Annotated in this window: 17 protein-coding genes and 1 tRNA gene; 11 read left to right on the top strand and 7 right to left on the bottom strand. The window is 60.3% G+C overall.

The annotated features are described in order from the left end of the window. Positions 1-43 precede the first annotated feature (43 nt). Positions 44-490 carry a MarR family winged helix-turn-helix transcriptional regulator gene (locus tag HALAL_RS0103515; RefSeq protein ID WP_025272676.1) on the top strand — a complete coding sequence of 149 codons (447 nt, stop codon included), beginning with the start codon at positions 44-46 and terminating at the stop codon, positions 488-490. Between the two features lie 49 nt (positions 491-539). Here the strand turns inward: HALAL_RS0103515 and HALAL_RS0103510 are convergent. Next, positions 540-612, bottom strand: a tRNA-Lys gene (locus HALAL_RS0103510). 4 nt (positions 613-616) lie between these two features. Here HALAL_RS0103510 and HALAL_RS0103505 point away from each other — a divergent pair. Then, entirely contained in the window at positions 617-1,498 is an 882-nt protein-coding gene (locus HALAL_RS0103505) for a peroxide stress protein YaaA (protein WP_084471845.1), read from the top strand. Positions 1,499-1,643: 145 nt separating this feature from the next. On the opposite strand, the gene HALAL_RS0103500 is transcribed toward HALAL_RS0103505, so the two are convergent. Further along, positions 1,644-2,135 carry an inorganic diphosphatase gene (locus HALAL_RS0103500; RefSeq protein ID WP_025272674.1) on the bottom strand — a complete coding sequence of 164 codons (492 nt, stop codon included), beginning with the start codon at positions 2,133-2,135 and terminating at the stop codon, positions 1,644-1,646. A 54-nt stretch (positions 2,136-2,189) separates the two neighbouring features. Between HALAL_RS0103500 and dacB the strand changes: the two genes are divergently transcribed. From dacB to tilS, 3 genes are all read left to right on the top strand, one after another. Further along, positions 2,190-3,653: a D-alanyl-D-alanine carboxypeptidase/D-alanyl-D-alanine endopeptidase gene (gene dacB, locus HALAL_RS0103495; RefSeq protein ID WP_025272673.1), complete on the top strand. Its 1,464-nt coding sequence runs from the start codon at positions 2,190-2,192 to the stop codon at positions 3,651-3,653. A gap of 77 nt (positions 3,654-3,730) precedes the next feature. Further along, positions 3,731-4,750, top strand: a complete 1,020-nt coding sequence (locus tag HALAL_RS0103490; RefSeq protein ID WP_169732402.1) for a zinc-dependent metalloprotease — start codon at positions 3,731-3,733, stop codon at positions 4,748-4,750. Then, positions 4,743-5,717, top strand: coding sequence for a tRNA lysidine(34) synthetase TilS (gene tilS, locus HALAL_RS0103485; protein ID WP_025272671.1), 975 nt, complete (start codon positions 4,743-4,745; stop codon positions 5,715-5,717). The genes HALAL_RS0103490 and tilS overlap by 8 nt, the downstream gene beginning before the upstream one ends. Before the next feature lie 11 nt (positions 5,718-5,728). Here the strand turns inward: tilS and hpt are convergent, their stop codons facing one another. Beyond that, positions 5,729-6,319, bottom strand: a complete 591-nt coding sequence (gene hpt, locus HALAL_RS0103480; protein WP_051463041.1) for a hypoxanthine phosphoribosyltransferase — start codon at positions 6,317-6,319, stop codon at positions 5,729-5,731. 295 nt (positions 6,320-6,614) lie between these two features. Between hpt and ftsH the strand changes: the two genes are divergently transcribed. Continuing rightward, positions 6,615-8,621: an ATP-dependent zinc metalloprotease FtsH gene (gene ftsH, locus HALAL_RS0103475; RefSeq protein WP_025272669.1), complete on the top strand. Its 2,007-nt coding sequence runs from the start codon at positions 6,615-6,617 to the stop codon at positions 8,619-8,621. A 184-nt stretch (positions 8,622-8,805) separates the two neighbouring features. Continuing rightward, positions 8,806-9,441 carry a GTP cyclohydrolase I FolE gene (gene folE, locus HALAL_RS0103470; RefSeq protein WP_025272668.1) on the top strand — a complete coding sequence of 212 codons (636 nt, stop codon included), beginning with the start codon at positions 8,806-8,808 and terminating at the stop codon, positions 9,439-9,441. 14 nt (positions 9,442-9,455) lie between these two features. Here the strand turns inward: folE and HALAL_RS0103465 are convergent, their stop codons facing one another. Further along, complete coding sequence (locus tag HALAL_RS0103465) at positions 9,456-9,713, bottom strand: hypothetical protein (protein WP_025272667.1); 258 nt, start codon at positions 9,711-9,713, stop codon at positions 9,456-9,458. A gap of 53 nt (positions 9,714-9,766) precedes the next feature. Beyond that, positions 9,767-11,329 carry a DEAD/DEAH box helicase gene (locus tag HALAL_RS0103460; protein ID WP_025272666.1) on the bottom strand — a complete coding sequence of 521 codons (1,563 nt, stop codon included), beginning with the start codon at positions 11,327-11,329 and terminating at the stop codon, positions 9,767-9,769. 565 nt (positions 11,330-11,894) lie between these two features. On the opposite strand from HALAL_RS0103460, the gene HALAL_RS17305 reads away from it, so the two are divergent. From HALAL_RS17305 to hpf, 3 genes are all read left to right on the top strand, one after another. Then, complete coding sequence (locus tag HALAL_RS17305) at positions 11,895-12,557, top strand: ferritin-like fold-containing protein (protein ID WP_051462714.1); 663 nt, start codon at positions 11,895-11,897, stop codon at positions 12,555-12,557. A gap of 155 nt (positions 12,558-12,712) precedes the next feature. Then, a complete protein-coding gene (locus tag HALAL_RS0103445) occupies positions 12,713-13,408 on the top strand; it encodes a ComF family protein (protein ID WP_025272664.1) in 696 nt (231 codons plus the stop codon). Positions 13,409-13,877: 469 nt separating this feature from the next. Then, entirely contained in the window at positions 13,878-14,555 is a 678-nt protein-coding gene (gene hpf, locus HALAL_RS0103440; protein ID WP_025272663.1) for a ribosome hibernation-promoting factor, HPF/YfiA family, read from the top strand. Between the two features lie 279 nt (positions 14,556-14,834). Here the strand turns inward: hpf and HALAL_RS17300 are convergent, their stop codons facing one another. Continuing rightward, on the bottom strand, positions 14,835-15,965 hold the full coding sequence (locus tag HALAL_RS17300; protein ID WP_084471842.1) for a GNAT family N-acetyltransferase: 1,131 nt from the start codon (positions 15,963-15,965) through the stop codon (positions 14,835-14,837). A 101-nt stretch (positions 15,966-16,066) separates the two neighbouring features. On the opposite strand from HALAL_RS17300, the gene secA reads away from it, so the two are divergent. Continuing rightward, positions 16,067-18,979: a preprotein translocase subunit SecA gene (secA, locus tag HALAL_RS0103430; protein ID WP_025272661.1), complete on the top strand. Its 2,913-nt coding sequence runs from the start codon at positions 16,067-16,069 to the stop codon at positions 18,977-18,979. Positions 18,980-19,069: 90 nt separating this feature from the next. Here the strand turns inward: secA and HALAL_RS0103425 are convergent, their stop codons facing one another. Continuing rightward, positions 19,070-20,776 (bottom strand): ABC-ATPase domain-containing protein, encoded by a 1,707-nt coding sequence (locus tag HALAL_RS0103425; RefSeq protein ID WP_025272660.1) that lies wholly within the window; start codon positions 20,774-20,776, stop codon positions 19,070-19,072. Between the last annotated feature and the right edge of the window lie 162 nt (positions 20,777-20,938).

Genomic DNA, 20,938 nt, shown 5'->3' with positions numbered 1-20,938 from the left:
AATGTACTGGCATAAAAATTTGTAACGTGTTAAACTGCAGGTCATGGGCAAAAGTGAACTCCCGAAAGTGCGACAAGACTGGTGTGACATTCTTAACTCGTATCATGGGATCGCCTGTCAGCTGGAGCAAGAGCTCGGCGAGCGACACGGTTTGGGGCTCAGTGAGTTCAGCGTTCTTGATGCGCTCGCCCAGGTGTGTGGCGAGGGTCCGGCCAAGATTCTGATGAAAGAGCTGCAAGGTCAACTTTATTTGAGCCAGAGTGCCTTTTCCCGAACCGTGACTCGGCTGGAGAAGTTGGGCGCAGTCACGCGTGGTGCGTGTTCGAGCGATCGTCGTGCGGTGTTTCTGGCAACGACCCCGATCGGGTGCCGCTTGTGGAAAGAAGCCGAACCCACCTATCTCGCCGTCTTGGAACGTAACCTGGGTTCCGGGCGGAACGCGGATACGAAGTCGGCGCAGTCCGGTGCCACGAGCACTGCTTCCGGATGACCGGAAGCGACCGTGGAATACCGTCGGTCGACGGTGATGAATCAACGAGTGCGCCGTGTGGGACTCGAACCCACAACCTACGGATTAAAAGTCCGCAGCTCTGCCAGTTGAGCTAACGGCGCATCGATGATTGTAATGCATTGTGTGTTTTCCGCCGATCCGGGGCGGTTCCACGGCATGCTTGATTCGAATGTGGCGTCAAACTACGCTCATCTTGAATTGCCGACTCTTAAAGGTAGACTCGTAGCTGTGCTTATACTGCTACCACCATCTGAAGGAAAAACTGAATCCGGGGATGGGAATCCCATACAGCTGGAACGTCTGTCCATGCCTGAGTTGAACCCGGTTCGCGAGACCTTGGTTAATTTCCTGGTCGACTTGTCGGCTGATACTCAAGAGGCCATCGCACGGCTCAAGCTGTCGGGGCGCAATGAGCATTACGTGGAGCACAACCGGAAACTGTGGGACGCGCCCACGGTCACGGCTTGGGAATTGTATACCGGGGTTTTGTACGAGAACCTCCAGCTGGGAGATCTCCCGGATCGCGATCAAGTGCGTATCGCGTCGCCGCTGTGGGGTTTCTTGAGCCCGTCTGATCGGGTACCCGTGTATCGTATGCCGCCCACCACGAAATTCACCGAACTGGGAGTCACCGTAGCGCGGTATTGGAAGGACCCCCTGCTGTCGGCCATGCGCGAATACGAGGACGACTTGATCATCGACATGCGTTCCTCGGCGTACACATCGATGTGGAATCCCAAGAACAGCGGCGTGAGCGTTCGGATCTTCAAAGAAGACGATGAAGGACGTCGAACGACGGTTACTCACATGGCCAAGGCGACGCGCGGTTTGGTGACGCGACGCATCATCGCCAGTGGCGCGCAGCCGCAGACGGCCGCGGACCTATTGGATTTCTTGATCGCCGACGGCTTCAAAGCCGAACTCCACGAGCCGGCGGGACGAACGAAGCCGTGGTTGTTGGACGTCGTCATCGCCGACGAGAAATAGTCGACCGATCGTTCGCGGTGGGGTGTGGACGTCCGCCCGTTCAGAAGGCCACCTGAACCCGGAAGGTGGATGGGTCCCTCTGAACGGCAAACGAAGCCACGTCGTGACACCGGGGTGGTGTCACAGGAATTCATGAAAACGTCGCTTAGTGTTCTCCATTGTCTTTGAGACGTTGGAACGACCGACGAATTTCCTCTTCCGCTTCCGCACGGCCCGTCCAAGTGGCACCTTCCACGCTCTTACCGGGTTCCAGGTCCTTATAAACGGTAAAGAAGTGTTCGATTTCAAGGCGATCGAATTCCGACACATCGGCGATGTCCCGGTACTTGTCCTTGCGCGGGTCGTCAGCGGGGACACACAGCACCTTGTCATCGACGCCTTTTTCGTCCTTCATTCGGAACATTCCGATGGCACGGGAACGAATCAGGCAGCCGGGGACCGTCGGCTGTTGCACGAGGACCAAGGCGTCCAGCGGGTCGCCGTCCTGTCCCAGGGTGTCCTCGATAAAGCCATAGTCGGCCGGGTACACGGTAGCGGTGAACAAAGTACGGTCCAGGCGGATGCGACCGGTTTCGTGGTCGATCTCGTATTTATTGGCGCTGCCTTTTGGAATTTCAACCGTAATGTCGAACTCCATTGGCCGACTCCCCTCGTCGTAGGTGTTCATTACTAGATGCTCTAGTCTCTTTCTATGGCCGACAACCACGGAGCTGACCCCAGCAAGGCGAGTAATTCGCCACAGGATGTAAACCGAACCGAGTCGTCTGAGAACGAAGACTCGCTGCGAGAGGAGTCCCTGTTCGACGCCCGCGATTCCTCGCCGAGGTACGTTCAGGTCCTGACGTGGATCCTCTCGATCGTCGCCATAGCCGCAACTGTAACGAGTTTTTCTCTCATTGTGTCGGCCGCGGCCTCCCCGGACGACACTGAAGTGGGTATTATCACCTGGTCGGAGGCGAACCTGCCGCCCGAACCCGCCACAGTACTATCCGGAGTGGACGACAGCGCTCTCTCTCCTGAACTCGCGGATGTGCTGGAGCCCATCATCAGTAAGCAACCCGGCATGACCGCGTCGTTCGTCGACATGACGACCGGAGAGCCCCTCTACGAGAAAGACGCCGAGAAACAACAGGCTCCGGCCTCATCGCTCAAGCTCATCAGCGCCGGGGTGGCCATCGATAAACTAGGTGCCGGGTATCGCATCCCTACGACCGTTGTGGCCGGTGGAACCGATGACAGCATCGTTCTCGTGGGCGGGGGCGATGTGACTCTCAGTAAGGACGGAGACGGATACTATTCCGATTCGGGAAGTCTCAAAGACCTCGCCGACCAGGTCCTGGACGCTCGCGGTGGCGATTCCCCCGAGACCGTCATCGTCGACGACTCGGCGTTCGGCGGTTCCACTCAAGCCCCGGGAACCGAATCGGGCGACTTTAGCCACTACACCGCCAATATGGGGTCACTCATGATCGACGGCGGGCGAACTGAAATGGCCCTTTACGGGGCACGCCAGGACGATCCGGTGGAGTCGGCCGCCGAAGAGTTCGCCACCATGGTCGGTGCCTCAAAGGTGAAGGCCGGACAGGCACCGCAGGATTCCGACCAACTCGGGCAGGTGCATTCTCCGACCGTATACGACATGAGCGAGTATCTGGTGCGGATGTCGGACAACACTCTGGCCGACGCATTGGCCATGCAGGTCGCTCTTCAGGAAAAAGGGGAGATGAATTGGGAAAACGTGGGCGAAGTGTTCACGGAATACCTCGATGAACTGGGAGTTTCCACCGACGGAACCGACTTCAAGGACGGTTCGGGACTGTCCCAGGACAATCGGATCAGCGCCGGCATCTTCACCGACTTTCTGCACAGTCAAACCGAGGGGGAACGCAACCGCCTGCTCTTTCCGACCATGGCCGTCGCGGGAGTGAACGGGAGTCTCGCCGATCGCTTCGATGACGAAGAAGACGCCCACGGTCAGGTGCGCGGAAAGACGGGGACGCTCAGAATGGTCAGTTCCCTCACCGGAACCCTGGTCACCGAGGACGGACGTCTTATCGCGTATTCCATGATCGTGAACGGATACGGTTTCAACCGCTCCGTGGCCACCTCGGTCATGGACGAAGCCACTGCCGCCGCCGCTGCCTGTGGCTGCTGAGGCCGCCGGCCGCCGTGTCACTGCACGCAACCGTGATCGGGTCGAAAAAACCGGTGCAGAACGGTTAGGCTGGAATAGTGGCAAGCTTGGATGAAACACTGCTTCCACCCGTCAACTGGGGTGGAGCGTCAAGATACGCGCGACTGTTCGGCGGGGGCGGCCCCAACGTCACCTTGGCCAGGGCCCGGCAGGCGGTTACCGACGTCGAAGAACGGGCCCACCGGGCGGTCGCCATGGTCAGTGACCACTCCGGCCTGGTCCTCAGTCGGCAGACGACGATCCGGGCGGTCGATCGCCCGAAATGGAGCGCCGCCAACATCGCCGGACTCCGCGAACTCGCCAAGGAGGTCGATCTTGCCGCCGACGATGACGAGTCCTTCACCGCCAACATGGCCGGAGCACAAGTGGGCACTCTCTTGGCATTCCTCTCCTCACGGGTGCTCGGTCAGTATGAACCGTTCTCCCGGGAAGGTGGACAACTGCTGTTCGTCGTCCCCAACATCGTCGGTATAGAACAGCGCCTCAACTTCAATCCCGGTGACTTCCGAATGTGGATTGCGCTCCACGAAGCCACTCACCTGCTGCAGTTTCAGGGCGTGCCGTGGCTGCGGGAATACTTCCTAGAGCTGGTGCGCAACGTCGTTTCCATCACCGACACCGGGAACTTCCTCAAAGAGGCGTGCCAACGCCTCAGCAAGAACGAGCCCAACGACGAACTGGGACTGCTGGGAGCCGTCGCCGGTGAGGAGCAGCGTCGGCACCTGGAGAGCATCCAGGCGCTCATGTCCTTGCTGGAGGGGCATGCCGAAGCCATGATGGACACCATTGGAGCCACTGAGATCGTCTCGGTGGAAACGCTCCGCCGACGCTTCAACCGTTACCGCTCCAATCCCGGATCGGTAACACGCGTCATCCGTCAGCTGCTTGGCCTCGACGTCAAATACAGCCAATACCTCGCCGGAAAGAAGTTCGTCGACGACATCATCGCCGCCGAAGGCATCGAGGGCTTCAACCGCATCTGGGACGGTCCGGACAGCCTACCGACGCTCCACGAGATCCGGAATCCCTCCGAATGGAGAGAACGAACCGGTGCCTAAGATCCCGCGGTCGGTGTCGCTGATACGCCACGCCATCCGACAATCTCTGGCCGACCTGCCTCAGGGAGAGACGGTGACCGTGGCGTGTTCGGGCGGCCCCGATTCCCTGGCGCTCGCCGATGCCACGGCATTCGTGGCGCCGCGTCGAGGATGGCGCCTCGCTCTGGCGACGGTCGATCACGGACTGCAGGTCGGTTCGTCACAACGGGCGGAGGAATTGCGGGACTGGGCCAAACAACGTGGGTTCGACTTCGCGGACGTACTGTCGGTTCGTCCGGCGGAGTATTCGGGCGGCCCGGAGGCGGCGGCCCGGCAGGCACGCTATGCCGCCCTCAACACGCAGACGGACCGCTGGGGGAGTCGGGCCGTTCTCTTGGGGCATACCCGGGATGATCAGGCCGAGACCGTCTTGTTGAATTTGGCGCGCGGATCCGGACCACGTGCCATCGCCGGAATGCGCGCGGAGCGCGGCCGTTATCGACGTCCCTTGCTGGGACTGCCCCGGCACTTGACACACGAATACTGTCGGAGCCAGGATCTGAGGCCGTGGATCGACCCCCACAATTCCGATGATCGTTTTAAACGTTCGGCTCTCCGTGGAGCGATGGACACGCTGGAGGCCACCCTTGGGAGAGGATTCGTGGGGAACCTGGCTCGTACGGCCGCTCAGGCGGCGGCGGACGTCGACTTCATCGATCGGCTGGTACAGCGCCGCTATGCGGAATTGGACCTCGATCCGGGCCCGGTGGTATCGGAGTTGTCGGCTGAGGACGGCGCCGTGCGGGTACGGCTGATTCGTCTGTGGTTGATCGATATGGGCATCGCCGAGTCGGAGGTGACGCACCGGCATTTGGGCGCGGTGGAATCCCTGGTCACCGATTGGCATGGGCAGGGAGAAGTATCCCTGCCCGCCGGGGTCACCGTGCGGCGCCAAGGGCGGCACCTCATCGGTGGCCGCCGCGATTGACGCTGTTCGATTCAGGAGTTCTGGTGTATCTCCGACTTGAGGACCCCGACGAACGGTAGTTCACGATAACGTTCGGCAAAGTCGAGCCCGTATCCAACGACGAATTCATTGGGAATGTCGAAGCCGAGATGGTCCACGGGAATGTCGGTGTGTTGCATTCCGGGCTTACGAAGCATGGAAACCACGGTGACCGACGCCGGTTCCTGGCCCTCCAAATACTTCAGCAACCAGGAGAGAGTGAGCCCGGAATCGATGATGTCTTCGACGATAACGACATTCTTGTCCTTGATGTCGGAATCGATGTCCTTAAGAATTCGGACGGTTCCGGACGAGGTGGTGGAATCCCCGTACGAGGACAGGGCCATGAACTCCATTTTCACCGGAACCGACAGGGCCCGGGCGAAATCGGCCATGAACATGACCGCTCCCTTGAAGACCCCCACGAGAATGATCTCGTCGTCGGAGTCGGCAAGGTCCGTTGAGACTCGTTTTGCCAGCTCGGTTACCTTTTCTTGGATGGCATCGGCAGAAATGATAACTCGTTCAATGTGGTTTCCGTACCATTCGTCGCCGTTGAATTCGTTTTGAAGATCTGCGTCCACAGCGCTGATGTTGGTCGCTGCAGGGGCCTGTAGCTCCGACGTCATATCTTCCAGAATGCCACTGAAGACGACCTCATGTCTCGGCAGGGCAGCCGATAGAGTGGACACATCACTCTGTCCGCTCTGTCAGATAGGTGATTATCGTTACAATTTCCCTTTATGAGGCCATAGGTGCCGACCTGGAGGGCGTGTATACCTGCTGACAGTGTACTTTCGAGTGGTTGACTATTGAGAGTCGTGCAGTTGATTTGCCGTCGGCATCGCTTGCCGAGGCGGCCCCTAAGAGGAGGAATGAGTGACCGACGCCGGGAAGCCCACACCTGAGAAGAAGCGGTTTTTCCGGAGACCGTGGGTTTGGTTTTTGCTGGTTGGCCTGATCGCGATCGTGGTGGCCACCATGTTCAACAGTAGTTCTGAGTATGAGGAAGTCTCCACGTCCAGAGTCTTGGACGAAGTTTACAAGGGTTCCAGCAATATTAAGGACGCCAACGTCCTTGACAATGAGCAGATCGTTCAGCTGGAACTGCAGAACGGCGACAAGATCGAGGCCTTTATCCCGGCGGGAAGCATGGAAAGCACCGCCGAAGAGATCCGCGAGAATGTGGATGAATGGGACACCGAGGTCAACGAGACCCCGATGATCGTCTCGGTTTTGGTGAGCTTGCTTCCCATTATTCTGATCGTCGGTCTCCTGCTGTTCTTCATGACGCAGATGCAGGGCGGCGGTTCGAAGGTATTGAGCTTCGGTAAGTCCAAGGCCAAGATGTTGACCAAGGACACCCCGAAAACCACCTTCGGCGACGTTGCCGGTGCCAATGAAGCGGTGGAAGAACTGCACGAGATCAAGGACTTCTTGCAAGACCCCAAGAAGTACCAGGAGCTGGGAGCCAAGATCCCCAAAGGCGTGCTCCTGTTCGGTCCTCCCGGTACGGGTAAGACGCTCCTGGCTCGCGCGGTAGCGGGTGAAGCGGGCGTCCCCTTCTACACCATCAGCGGTTCGGACTTCGTGGAAATGTTCGTGGGTGTCGGTGCCAGTCGTGTCCGCGACCTGTTCTCGCAGGCGAAGGAAAACGCTCCCGCGATCGTCTTCATCGATGAGATCGACGCCGTCGGGCGGCACCGCGGTGCCGGTATGGGCGGCGGCCACGACGAACGTGAGCAGACGTTGAACCAGCTTCTGGTGGAGATGGACGGATTCGACTCCCGAGGCGGCGTCATCCTCATCGCCGCGACCAACCGTCCCGACATTCTGGACCCGGCATTGCTGCGCCCGGGCCGCTTCGACCGTCAGATTCCGGTCGACGCACCCGACAAGGAAGGCCGCTCGTCGATTCTGTCGGTGCACGCCAAGGGCAAGCCCTTCGTGCCGAACGTCAATTTCGACACCATCGCGCGTCGTACCCCTGGCTTCAGCGGTGCCGACCTGGAAAACGTCATCAACGAGGCCGCGCTGCTGACTGCGCGGCACAATGAGAAGGCCATTTCCAACGACGCCCTCGAAGAGTCCATCGACCGCGTCACGGCCGGTCCCGAACGCAAGGGTCGGGTCATGGGCGACGAAGAGAAGAAGATGACCGCCTACCACGAAGGCGGACACGCTCTGGTCGCTCTGGCTCTGCCGCATGCCTCACCGGTTCACAAGCTCACCATTCTTCCGCGAGGACGTTCCCTGGGGCACACCCTGGTCCTTCCGACCGAGGACAAATACAGTCAGTCCAGGTCGGAGATGATCGATACGCTGGCCTACGCCCTGGGAGGCCGGGCCGCCGAAGAGTTGGTCTATCACGATCCGACGACTGGAGCCGGCAACGACATCGAAAAGGCCACGAGCCTGGCCCGCAAGATGGTGAGCGAGTACGGCATGAGCCAGCGGCTCGGAGCCGTGAAGTACGGGGCCGCCTCGTCCGAGCCTTTCCTGGGTAAGGATTACGGCCATCAGCGGGATTACTCCGACGAAGTCGCCGCCGTCATCGACGCGGAGGTCCGCAAGCTCATCGAAACGGCGCACGACGAGGCCTACGAGATCCTGGTCCGCTATCGCGACGTTCTGGATCAAATGGTCGCCGAGCTCCTCGAGAGGGAAACGCTCAATGAAGAGGATCTGCAGCGTATCGCCGCCAGCGTGGAAAAGCGCCCGCCGATGTCGCCGTTTAATGGGACCGACAAGCGTCAGTTGTCGGACAAACCGCCCATCGAGTACAACGGAAACAACGGCAATCGGTCGAACGGTTCCGAACCGGCCGCCGAATCGAACGACGACGTTGATTCGGACGAGTCCGAATCCCGCAGCTCCGGGGAATAACGGCCGAAGCGACGACTGAGTTCAGGGCCCCTTGCGGTGATGTCACTGCGAGGGGCCCTGAACTGTATGTGAATCGCGTTCGAATACCACATTCGCGGGCAGCGTCGAGGTAATCGAACAGAATTGTTTTGAGGGAGGTCACAACTGAGCTCAACTCGGGTTTTTATTGTCTAGGGTGGAGACTATGTCAGAGGAACTCGACAATCTCGCTGCCCGCCTGGTGGACGGTCGCATAAATGGCAGCCCCGTAGAAGACACCGTCGACCTCAAACGTATTGAGGCAGCCGTTCGGGAAATCCTCATCGGAATCGGTGAAGACCCCGACCGTGAAGGTTTGACTGAGACGCCGCGTCGAGTCGCACGGGCCTACGCCGAACTGTTCGCCGGATTGCGAGTCAGCCCGGAGCAGATCATGAAGACGAACTTCAGCGAGGACTACAACGAGTTGGTTCTGGTCCGCGATATCGAAGTGCAGTCGTTCTGCGAACATCACCTGTTGCCGTTCATTGGAGCGGCACACATCGGATACATACCCGGCGACGAAGGTAAGATCATCGGCCTGTCGAAACTGGCGCGGCTGGTCGAGGTCTACTCACGCCGCCCCCAGGTTCAAGAACGTTTGACCGCGCAGATCGCCGATCAACTGTCCGAAGCGCTGGAAGCGCGAGGAGTCATAGTGGTCGTGGAGTGCGAGCACACGTGCATGTCGATGCGTGGAATTCGAAAGCCCGGTGCCAAGACGGTGACGTCAGCGGTGCGCGGCATTCTGCAGTCGGACGCGCGTAGCCGAGCCGAGGCCATGAGCCTCCTCAAGGTTTAAAGCGAGTCGCCTCGTTAGCCGAGGCGGACCAGCGTAACGATGAGCGCGACGACCACGACCGCTCCGGCCGCACCGGCCAACCACCGGGTCACGAGCGTCGCTTTCCACTCGTCGGCGGCAATGGCAGCCATATCCTGGTCGGGCAAGGTACGCGGAGGGTGCACCGCGAACGTTCCGGGAACCCGCCAACCGGGCTCCGGACGTTGTGCCTCGGGAGGACCGGTGTAGCCTTCTCCTCCCGCATCAAAGGAATTCTCGTCGCGCGCTGCCATGCCGATAGCCTACCCTGCTGTAAACAGCGACTGATCCGACCGTTCCGTATCCGCTACTCGGAGCGGCGACGGCGACGCCGACGACGCGGTCCGGCCTCGGAACGATCCTGCGGCGCCTCGGACGACCGACGTTCACCGCCACGCTGTGCGGCTTCAGGGACGCTCTGACCGGTGGTGGAGTTCGATCCCCGGCGGCGACGCCGACGACGCGGCCGATCCGCGCCGCCGTCGCTGTTGGACTGCGACCCCGTATCGCGATTGCGTTCACGCCCCTGCTGGCCCTGACGTGACCTGCGGCGGCCGCCTCCCCGGCGGCGGTTACGCCCGCCCGAGCCGGAATCGCGGCGGTCTGCATCCTCTACGCCCATGCGGTCGCCGTTGCGGTCGGCCGAGGCGAGCGAGCCGGTGACATCGTGGGGGATGTCAAGGTCGGCGAACAGGTGATCGGACGTGTGATAGGTCTCGAGAATCTCTTTGTCGTCGACTCCCAGCGCCTTGGCCAGGAATTTCCAACGCGCCATCTCTTCCCAAGCGATGAAGGTGACGGCAATGCCGTTGGCACCGGCGCGACCCGTACGCCCAATACGGTGCGTATAGGAATCGGCTTCCTCCGGTGCGTCGTAATTGAATACGTGCGTCACGTCCTGCACGTCGATGCCGCGCGACGCCACATCGGTGGCCACGAGCGTATCGATCGAGCCGGAACGGAAGGCCCGCAGAGCCTTTTCCCGCGCCTTCTGTCCCAGGTCGCCGTGGACGGCTCCCACTGAAAAGCCGCGGAAATCCAGTTCCTGCGTGAGCTTGTGCGCCGAACGCTTGGTACGGCAGAAGATGATCGTCAGGCCGCGTTCCCGGGCCTGCAATGCACGTGCGAGGACCTCGACCTTATTGAGCGCGTGGGTCATATAGAACAGCTGCCGCGTCTGGGGAGTCCTGTCGAACTCCTGCTGCGACTCCGGCGGTTCCGCGCTGACGGTAATGGGGCGATTCATGTAGCGCCGAGACAGAGACATGATCGTATCGGGCATGGTGGCGCTGAAAAGCATGGTCTGACGCTCTTCGGGCAGCAGACCGAGGATCTTCTCGACGTCCTCGGCGAATCCCATGTCCAGCATGCGATCGGCCTCGTCCAAGACCACATGTTTCATGCCGCTCAACTGGAGCCGCTTGGACTTGTAGAGGTCGAGTAGCCGCCCGGGCGTGCTGACGACGATTTCGACGCCGCTCTTCAGCGCGTCGATCTGCGGCTGATAGGACGTGCCACCGTACAGAGCCAAGACCCGGACGGCCCGGGACTTACCCGCGTCTTCCAAGTCGCGGGCCACTTGCATGCCCAGCTCACGAGTGGGAACGAGAACGAGCGCCTGTGGACGGCCGTCCGTACCTTCGTCCGCGGCCCGAACCCGGTCGATCAGGGGAAGGCCGAAACCGTAGGTCTTCCCCGTTCCGGTGGGGGCGCGTCCGATGATATCGCTGCCGCGCAGGGCGATCGGAATCGCGTATTCTTGAATGGCAAAGGCGTTGTCGATTCCATGCGACGCCAAGGCCTCGGCCGTTTCGGGGCGTACCCCCAAGTCGGTAAATTTCGAACCGATTTGACCATTTGTATTGTTCACTGTATTTGAGTTGTTCACGTAGCTTTCCACCTTGTGGCGGAGCTCGCTAGCTAAATACCAGAGATCCGGTGGAACTCAACGCCACAGTTTTCCATCGATTGTCATGGGCGCTCGCTCGCCGGATTCGAGCGAAAACCTCACATGAGTCGTATTCTACCGTCTCAGCGTCCATCCGCCTTCGACTCTGATCGAGAGCCAAGGGCCGGCCTCCCACTGGGAGGTTCAATATCACTGCGCTGAGCGCGACCGGGCTTGTGCGATGGCCTTCCGTCGCCGTACGCGGCTGGGCCGCCGCCGGCAGGATCGGCAATCCAAACTCGATCGGTATCGAATAAGGGTGTTTGAATCCGAACCTTCCCCGTATGGAAAGGCGAGTACGGCATTCACAACAAACCCAATACTAACCAAAATAACGTGCCAAACAAAATGAACTATTCCCGAAATGACACACGTGGGTTCTCCATCACCGGTGCGATGGCCGATCGTACTCGACGCGAATGCGACCTCAGCATCGGTTGACGTGCGTACCAGCGAGTCCGTTTTCGTCGATTGCTAGTGTGAAGAGGTGGACAACCAGAATGAACAATCGCGCTCCGTCGATGATGAAGCGACCGTAGAGTTGCTGCAGCTGTTCCTGATGCATCAATTGTGGGCGTTTGATCGATATAGCTCGAATGTCATTTTTGCCCCGGATTTCGCCCGTCATCTGCGTCTGGCCGAAGCCGCCGGCGCCACGATCAACGACTTGGAACCGATCAAGATCGATCTGAAACATCGTGGTTCCCCTCCCCGACGCTCCCAGCAGTACGAACCCGTCATCACCGCCTACCACCACGCCACCAATCCCAGAGATTGGTTGGAAGTCATGGTCAAGCTTTACGTGGGCCGGGGAATCGCCCAGGATTTCTTCAATGAGCTGGCCGGGGCACTTGGGGAGCGAGTAGAGAAGATCATTGCCGCAGGAGGCCAGGACGGTGGGGTGGGCGAGTTCGCCGCCGCGGAAATCCGTGCGGCCATTGCCGCCGACGCCACCAGTGCCGGACGGTTGTCTCTGTGGGGTCGACGTATCGCCGGAGAGGCATTGAACCTGGTGCAGCAGATCGTAGCGGCGGACGAGAGGCTGCGGACGCTCGCACCCCTCGACGAGGACGGCGAGTTGACCGTCTTGGTGCGCAACCTTAACCGGCAACATCAAGAGCGCATGAAGGCGGTCGGCCTGAACAACTGATCGGAGTTTCGTACTGCGCAGACGCCCGGCTTTAGCCGTGAGGAGGAGGTCAAGCGCCGGTACCCGCGCGCCCTGTTGCCGCGATCCCCACGTGCGGAATATGGGCGAACCTGCGGTCGGCGTAACCGGGGCGCCGTTTGGATCGTTGTTCGGCCATGGTCGACCCAGCATCTCGGAAAGTCGATGGGCGCTCTCCTCGACGGCGAACCGTCTGGAACGTCGCGACCGACCTGTTTTTTCCGGCTCCTTGTGCGGGCTGCCGTCGTGTGGGCGATACCGATGCCGGATTGTGCCACGATTGCGCCGCAGAGCTGGCCGCCGTCATTCCGCACGCGGTTCGGCGGCCATGTCTGCCTCCGATCGCGACGGCCGGGCCGTATCAAGGTGTGCTGGTGGAAGCGCTCTGCGAATACAAGGAGCGGAGCCGTCGGGAACTGGCCCTGCCACTGTCTCGGATTCTGATGCCGGTCGTCACGGCGGTAGCGGGTTCGCTGGATCAGAGTGAATCCCAGGTCACGGTGGTTCCGATTCCGACCACGCCGCGAGCGTATCGACGCCGTGGATTCGACCATGTTCGCCATGTGGCACGCCGCCTTCCGGCGGCCGTAGCACCCTGGCTGAAAGCGCGAAATCGCCCCGACTCGGTGGGCTTGGACGATCGGTCCCGACTGCGTGCGGCACGGCGAAGCCTTTACCTGGGATCGGTGCCGTCGACGGCACCACGGGGAGCGGTCGTTTTGCTGGACGACGTGGTCACGACGGGAGCGACCATGCGGGTGGCCCGGGAATTGCTGGAGGCGGCGGGGATCGAGGTACACGGGATCGTGGCTCTTGCCGTAGCCGGGCGTTAAGAATATTTCTCATCGGCGGGCGAGCGGGCCTCGTGGAAAACGTCTTATGAAAGCCGGGGACGTGCGATAGTACAGATATGGACGCGCGAAAATCCCCGAACACACGAAATTCGGTTATGAGTTTGTCAACCCGAAGGAGTCCGCAAAAATCCCCACTTTCGAGTGAATTCCTAGGAAAATTCGTATCAACGAGGGGCTTCACAATGGCGCACGTGCGCGATAGGCTGAAGCAACAATTCAATAACCACACCGCACGATGACGGTGCGTGACTGAGTCACGTGAATGTCAGGTGAAAGGAGGGTATCCCACCCCCGGCTGAGATTTGGTGTACGGCAGTCAAATCGGTCCATATGAGACCGAAGGGCGCCGTTTTCTGAATACGACTCAGCATCAGTCTTGTCCCGACAGCACAATGCAAACCTGAGTTGGATCGCCCCAACTCACGGGATTCACCTGGGAGGTATCGAGGTGGAAATCGTCGTCAAAGGTCGTAACGTAGAAGTTCCTGACCACTATCGTGAGCTGGTTGAAGAAAAAATAGACAGCACCATCTCCAAGTTCGATGCCAAGGCCATGCACATCGATGTTGAGCTCTATCACGAACGCAATCCTCGACAAAGCGACCATGCTCAACGTGTGGAGATCACCTGCCGGAGAAAAGGCCCGGTTATTCGCGCCGAGGCCTCCGCCGCCGACTTCCGGTCAGCGTTCGAAAAGGCCAGTGGAAAACTGGCGACCCGACTGCGGAAAGCGGCCGACCGCAAACGCATCCACGCGGGCGGAAAATCGCGACCGAAATCCCTGGCCGAAGCCTCAGCAAGCCTGGTCAACGGTGGTGGTGGTCCACTGGCGGGTTCAGCGGCGGTGCTGGAGGCCCCCAACAATCACAAACCCAAACCCGAAGACGTGCACTTCGTCTCGGAGGATATCGACCATTTCGCCGACATAGTGGAAGATCATCTACCCGGCCAGATCGTGCGGGAGAAGTCCCATTCCGGGGAACCCATGACCGTCGACGACGCCCTGCAGAACATGGAACTGGTGGGCCACGACTTCTACCTCTTCCACGATAAAGACAGTGGCAAACCGTCGGTCGTCTACCGTCGTCACGCCTACGATTACGGCCTCTTGAGACTGGACATGTAGGCGGTGAGCCAATAAGCTATAGATGTCAGTTTTCGGACTGGCACAACTATCGATAGTTTGGTCGGGCTGCTTTGAGGGGTGGCGGTCCGACCATGCCCAAGGTGAAGTGAGGGATGAGCCTTGGGCGGATCGGGGAGTGGATTCCACTCCCCGATTTTCACGCGGTTCGATTCATCGACGTCGTCGGCGATGCCGAGAGCCGTCGTGCACACTGCCGCTGACAGCGAACAGTCTTGCGGCGTGACCGTTCCGACCAGGGGAAATCACAGGTCAGAGCGCCTAATTCAGCTGATCCGGCAGCAGAGACGCGATCACCATGTCCTCGCGGGGTCCCTCGGGCGTATCCTGGTGCCCCCGGAGCGTCCCCTCTACGGTGAATCCCGCCTTCCGGGCGACCCGGAGGGACGCCTCATTGTTCGCCAACGCGGACCAATTGATCTTTTCCAGCCGCAAGTCGTCAAAACCCAATCGGCAGATTCGGCGCAGTGCCGCCGTCATCCATCCGCGCTCCCGAGCCCAAGGGGCGGACATATAGCCCACGCTTCCCTCCGAACGGTGGAAACCGCCCAGACGGAGATCGATGGTGCCCTGATAGCGACCATGAGCGTCGGCCAAGGCGTAGACGGCCGTTTCGCCGCGCTCCCACACTTTGGACACCGCAGTGAGAAACGTCCTGGAATGGGTGCGCGTATAGTTCGCCGGCACGGTCGTCCACTTCTGGGACTGCTCGTCTTGACAGGTGACGGTCACGTCGTCCAGATGCTCCTCCGACAATGGTACGAGCCGCAGTCCGGGGGTCTCGGTATCCAATTCCTCCTGTGCCCGGGAGAAATACTGCGCTTGAGCCTTGAGGCGGGCAAAGCCCGGAGGAGGCTGATCGGCCGATCGGATGTCGCCCGGCACAAGACCGCCGAACCAAACATCACGCATTACCCCGCGCTGAAAGACCGCGTTCCGGCTCCAACCCTCGATGGAATAGCCGACCCGCTGCGCGACCAACCGTGAGAAATGGTTTCCGCAAATCGCGTCCCAGGAGATTCGTTTCGCGTCCAGGGAATCAAAGGCGAAGGCGCTCGCCGCTCGAACCGCACGCTGGGCGACCCCTGTGTTGCGGGCCCAAGGCGCGGTAAGGTAGGTGATGGTGTAGATCTTCGGTCCGGAAGTGCGGAGACCGACCGACCCCATGAAGCGGCCCGTGTGATCAGTCACTGCCCACTGCGGGTTGCCGGTGGACCACATGCGACGCATGACGTCGAGATGGCGCTCGCGGGATTTTTGAGCCCAAGGGAGCGGCATCACAAGGAAACGTTCGATGTCCTTGTCGGCATACGTTTTCGCGAGATCAGCCAAGTGTGAGGGCTGCCACCTATTCAGTAGGAGTCCTTCTGCCTCAAGGGTGATTGGTTCCATAGGCGCCAATTGTCCGGGCTGGGCGCGGGGAATACAAGTCAATTCCACCGCGTAGAATTGAATGCAATAGATTGCCAAAATATTGATGGAGCTGACTGTCTGTGTCTTTCTTCGAGAGGATACTCCGCGCTGGTGAAGGCCGCCAGTTGAAGCGACTGAAAGCAATCACCAATGCAGTGAACTCATTGGAAGACGAGTTCAAAAAACTGAGTGATGCTGAATTGCGGGCCACGACCGACGAATACAAGGAGCGCCTGGCCGACGGAGCGACCTTGGACGAATTGATGCCGGAGGCCTTTGCGACCGTGCGCGAGACAGCGTGGCGTGTCCAGGGGAAGCGCCCCTACGATGTGCAGATTATGGGCGGCGCGGCGCTGCATCAAGGCAATATTGCGGAAATGAAAACCGGTGAGGGTAAAACCCTCGCCTCGACTCTTCCGGCCTACCTCAACGCTTTGACGGGTAAGGGCGTTCATATCGTTACCGTCAATGATTACCTGGTCCGACGTGACGCCGAGTGGATGGGTGAGATCCACCGTTTCCTGGGGCTGACGGTAGGGGTCGCCGCCTCTGGAGAGAGTTCGGAACAGCGTCGCGAAGCGTATGCGTGTGACATCACCTATTCCACCAACAACGAATTGGCTTTCGACTACCTCCGCGACAATATGACCACCTCGATCGACAAGATGGTGCAGCGGGGACACAACTTCGCGATCGTTGACGAGGTCGACTCCATTCTCATCGACGAAGCGCGTACGCCCATCATCATCTCCGGACCTGCCGACCACCAAAAACGGTGGTATTCGGAGTTCGCCAAGATCGCGAAGGTTCTCAAACCCGAGCAGGATTACGAGGTGGACGAGGGCAAACGCACCATCGCCATTACCGAGGAAGGCGTATCGCGCGTCGAGGACCGCCTCGGAGTGGACAATCTGTACGACTCGGTCAACACCCCCCTCGTCGGCTACCTCAACAATGCTTTGAAGGCCAAGGAACTGTTCGCCGATAATCGCGAATACATCGTCGCTCCCAACGGGGACGTCAATATCGTGGACGAGTTCACCGGTCGTGTCATGGAGGGCCGCCGTTTCAACGACGGTATTCACCAGGCGATCGAAGCCAAAGAAGGCGTGGACATCAAGCAGGAGAACCAGACTTTTGCCACCACCACGCTGCAGAACTACTTCCGGATGTACGACAAGTTGGCCGGGCTGACCGGTACGGCGCAGACGGAAGCGGCCGAGTTCCATCGCGTATACGACATGGGCGTCGTCCCGATCGCCACCAACAAACCCATGATCCGCTTGGATCAAAAGGACGTCATCTACAAGACCGAGGAAGCGAAGTACTCCGCGGTCGTGGACGACATCGCCGAGCGCTATGAAACCGGGCAGCCGGTTCTGGTCGGTACGGTGTCGGTGGACAAGTCCGAAGAACTGTCGGCGGCCTTGAGCAAGCGAGGCATCCGGCACAATGTTCTCAACGCCAAGAACCATGCGCACGAGGCCGACATCATCGCCCAGGCCGGTCGTAAGGGTGCGGTAACGGTCGCGACGAACATGGCCGGGCGTGGTACCGACATCCACCTGGGGGGCAACCCCGAACATTTGGCCGCCGCCGAACTGCGGCAACGCGGGCTCGCCGATGCCGACGAGGACACCTACGCGGCGGAGTGGGAAGAGACGCTCAAGAAGTTCGAAGCCGCGTGCGAAGCCGAGGGCGACGAGGTATGTGATCTGGGCGGACTCTATGTGCTCGGTACCGAGCGGCACGAGTCGCGCCGCATCGACAACCAGCTCCGCGGTCGTTCCGGACGTCAGGGAGACCCGGGGGAGAGCCGTTTCTACCTGTCGCTGTCCGACGACCTGATGAAGCGTTTCAACGCCGACGTCGTGAAGGCGATGATGAACCGCCTCCGCGTGCCCGACGACGTGCCCATCGAATCCAAGATGGTCACCCGTCAGATCCAGTCGGCTCAGACTCAGATCGAATCGCACAACGGCGAAATCCGCAAGAAGGTCCTCGAATACGACGAGGTTCTGAACAAGCAGCGTGAAGTCGTCTACGGTGAGCGCCTCAAGGTGCTGAAGGGCGAACAGGTCACCGACCACATCACGAATATGATCGATGAGGTTTTGGCCGCCTACGTCGAAGGGGCCACTTCGGAGGGATATCCGGAGGAGTGGGACCTCGACGAGTTGTGGCGCGGATTGAAACAGCTGTACCCCGTCTCGATCAAACATAAGGATCTGGTGCGGGAAGCCGGGGACATCGACGACCTGGATCCGGACAGGATTCTCGAGGCGTTGAGCGAAGACGCTCACGGGGGGTATTCGCGGCGTCGTGCCGAATTCGGTGAAGAAGTCTTCGACGACTTGGAACGGCGCATTCTGCTACAGACGATCGACAAGAAGTGGCGGGAGCACCTCTACGAGGTCGATTATCTCAAACAGGGGATCAGTCTCCGTGCGTACGCGCAGCGTGATCCGCTGATCGAGTACAAGCGTGAAGCCTACGACATGTTCCAAACCATGATGGACGGCATCAAGGAGGACACGGTTCGTTTCCTCATGAACGCCGAAATCAAGGTGCGGACCGACTCGGAGGAATCGTCGCGGGCGCAGGCCGAGGTTCGTGGCATGGAAGCGGCCAAGGATCCGTCGCAGCTACGGCTGTCGGCTCCGACCATCGATGGGGCCGCCGGCAGCGGGGCCACCGAGGTCTCTTCGGCCGATAAGGACGGGCAGTCGGTCTTCCAGCGTCCTCCGCAGCCGGTCAAAGGCTCGAAACGGGATGTCAAACGGACACCGGGCGCGGGCCGGAAGGGCAGTGCCAAGGTCGCCGCAAAGAGTTCACAGAAGAGTCGGGGCCCGCGGAACTCCGAAGCTCCGCCCGCACAGCAGGCCAATCCACAGCAGCGCCGCAATGATGGTGCTCCGAACCGAAACGCGCCCTGCCACTGTGGGTCCGGTAAGAAGTTCAAGAAATGCCACGGTGCTCCCGGCGCGAATTAGGCGGTGAGTTTCCGCAGTCGCGACGAGTAACGGTCCCGTTCCCGAATTCGTCTTCGGGGGCGGGACCGTTCGTCGTCGGTGGGCTTGCCTCTAGTCCACCGTTTTGAGGTTGCGGAGGCGATTGATCGCGGCGGCGATCTCGAATCGTCGCGGGACGGCGAAATCGATCTGTCGTATGCGGTTCAGTTCCGCTACGCCGCGTTCCGACAGGACCTTGTCGAGGCTGTCCATGGCCTCGCTCAGAGTGGTCTTGCCGTCAAGGTGTCCTTCCTTCAACGCCAATTCCAGAGCCAGCGCAATTCCGGTTGTCATGGAGGGGTCGGTAATCTGCTCGACGGAACGCATGTCGATGTCGTTGTCACCGAAGCGGATCCCGTCGGTGCCCTGGGAACGGATCTTTTGCTTTCCGCGGACCTGCGAGGAGATCGAGGAGGAGTCCACGACCCGGGGCCGGGGACGTGCGAAGGAGTCCGCCTCCGGCCGGCGTCCGGTCGGATGCGCGGCCAGTTCCTTGGCTCGTTCGGTCACGTCGCTGGCACGGTACGAATCCATCATGACCACGCGGTCGGCGACGTCCATGTAGTCTCCCGAACCGCCCATGACCAGGATGGTGGAGATTCCGTGGTCGTCCGAGAGAGAACGAATCAGGTCGACCAGCGGCGTCAACGGTTCGTGATCCTTCGACACGAGGTCCTGCATGCGCGCGTCGCGGATCATGAGGTTGGTCGCGGAGGTGTCCTCGTCGATGAGCAGCAGTTGCGAACCCACTTCCAGGCTTTCCACGGTCGTGGCCGCCTGCGAGGTCGAACCGGAGGCGTTTTCGGTGCTGAACGATTTGGTGTCGTCGCCGCTGGGCAGATGGTCCACGAAAGCGTGCACGTCGACGTCGGTGACCGAACGGCCGTCTTCGGAGCGAACCTTGACCGCGGTGGGATCACAGACGACGAATTCGCGGCCGTCGCCGGGAATGTGGTCGTAGACTCCCGCCTCCAAGGCGCGCAGCAGGGTGGACTTTCCGTGAAAGCCGCCTCCGACGATCAAGGTGATGCCGGGCTTGACCCCCATGCCGCGGACTTCTCCGGCGTGCGGAAGCTTGACGGTGAACGCCAGCTCCTCGGGCGAGTGGAAGGGGACTCCGTCGTCCATGGGCCGATCGTCTACTCCGCTGCGTCGGGCCAGCATGGACCCGTCCGCCACGAAGGCGACAAGGCCGAGCCGCGCGACCTCCTCGCGGAGGGCGGTGACGTCATCGGCGTGGCGAATCCACTGTTCGGCCTCCTCTTCGGTCACGTTGAGCGAGACGTCGGCAGCGTTCGGTAGGTCGTCGGCCAAAACCCGGGCCGCCGCACGCCCGGCGATGCGTCGTCCTTTGCCGGGGAACTGCACTCCTACTCGGAAAACGACGGAGCCGTCTTCCGCGATCTCGCAGGAGGCGCGATTGACGATCTCCTGTCCTCCGGAGTCGATGCGAATATCACGGGAACGAAGCGCTTTGCGAAACCGTTTTGCCAGTAGAACCGCCAGGGTGGCACGCCGTTGCGGGGTGGCGTGCCATTCCTCGATGAGGTCGGCCTGATCGGGATCGAATCGAATGGCAACACGCGACGGCGGAGCAAAGGGATCAGACTGAACCCGAAGAATTTCAATGATTGCATCCTTGGTGCGCCATTCACCTTGCAGCGATTTATATCTGCCGTAACCCGCACCCTCAAGGGACGTTAGTTCGTTAAATAGATTGTGACGCGGATTTTCGTTTTGTTCTCGACTCTTGTAGCGGTGATGATTTCGCTGCTTCATATTCCTAGTCTCCCACTTCTATGTTTTGGTACGACGGTGGTGAGGCTGGGGAGTCGGAAGCAGCACGTCTCCGCGGGGAGCGCCCGAACCCGGAATCGGAGCTTGGTGCCGAGGACCGAAGCGGCGCGAACGCCCCATGACAACAGTCAGCTGGTTGGTCAA

Origin of the sequence: Haloglycomyces albus DSM 45210 (assembly GCF_000527155.1) — a bacterium.
Lineage (GTDB): Bacteria > Actinomycetota > Actinomycetes > Mycobacteriales > Micromonosporaceae > Haloglycomyces > Haloglycomyces albus.
Note: the sequence above shows the minus strand (reverse complement) of the source record. Positions and strands in the feature narration are given on the sequence as shown.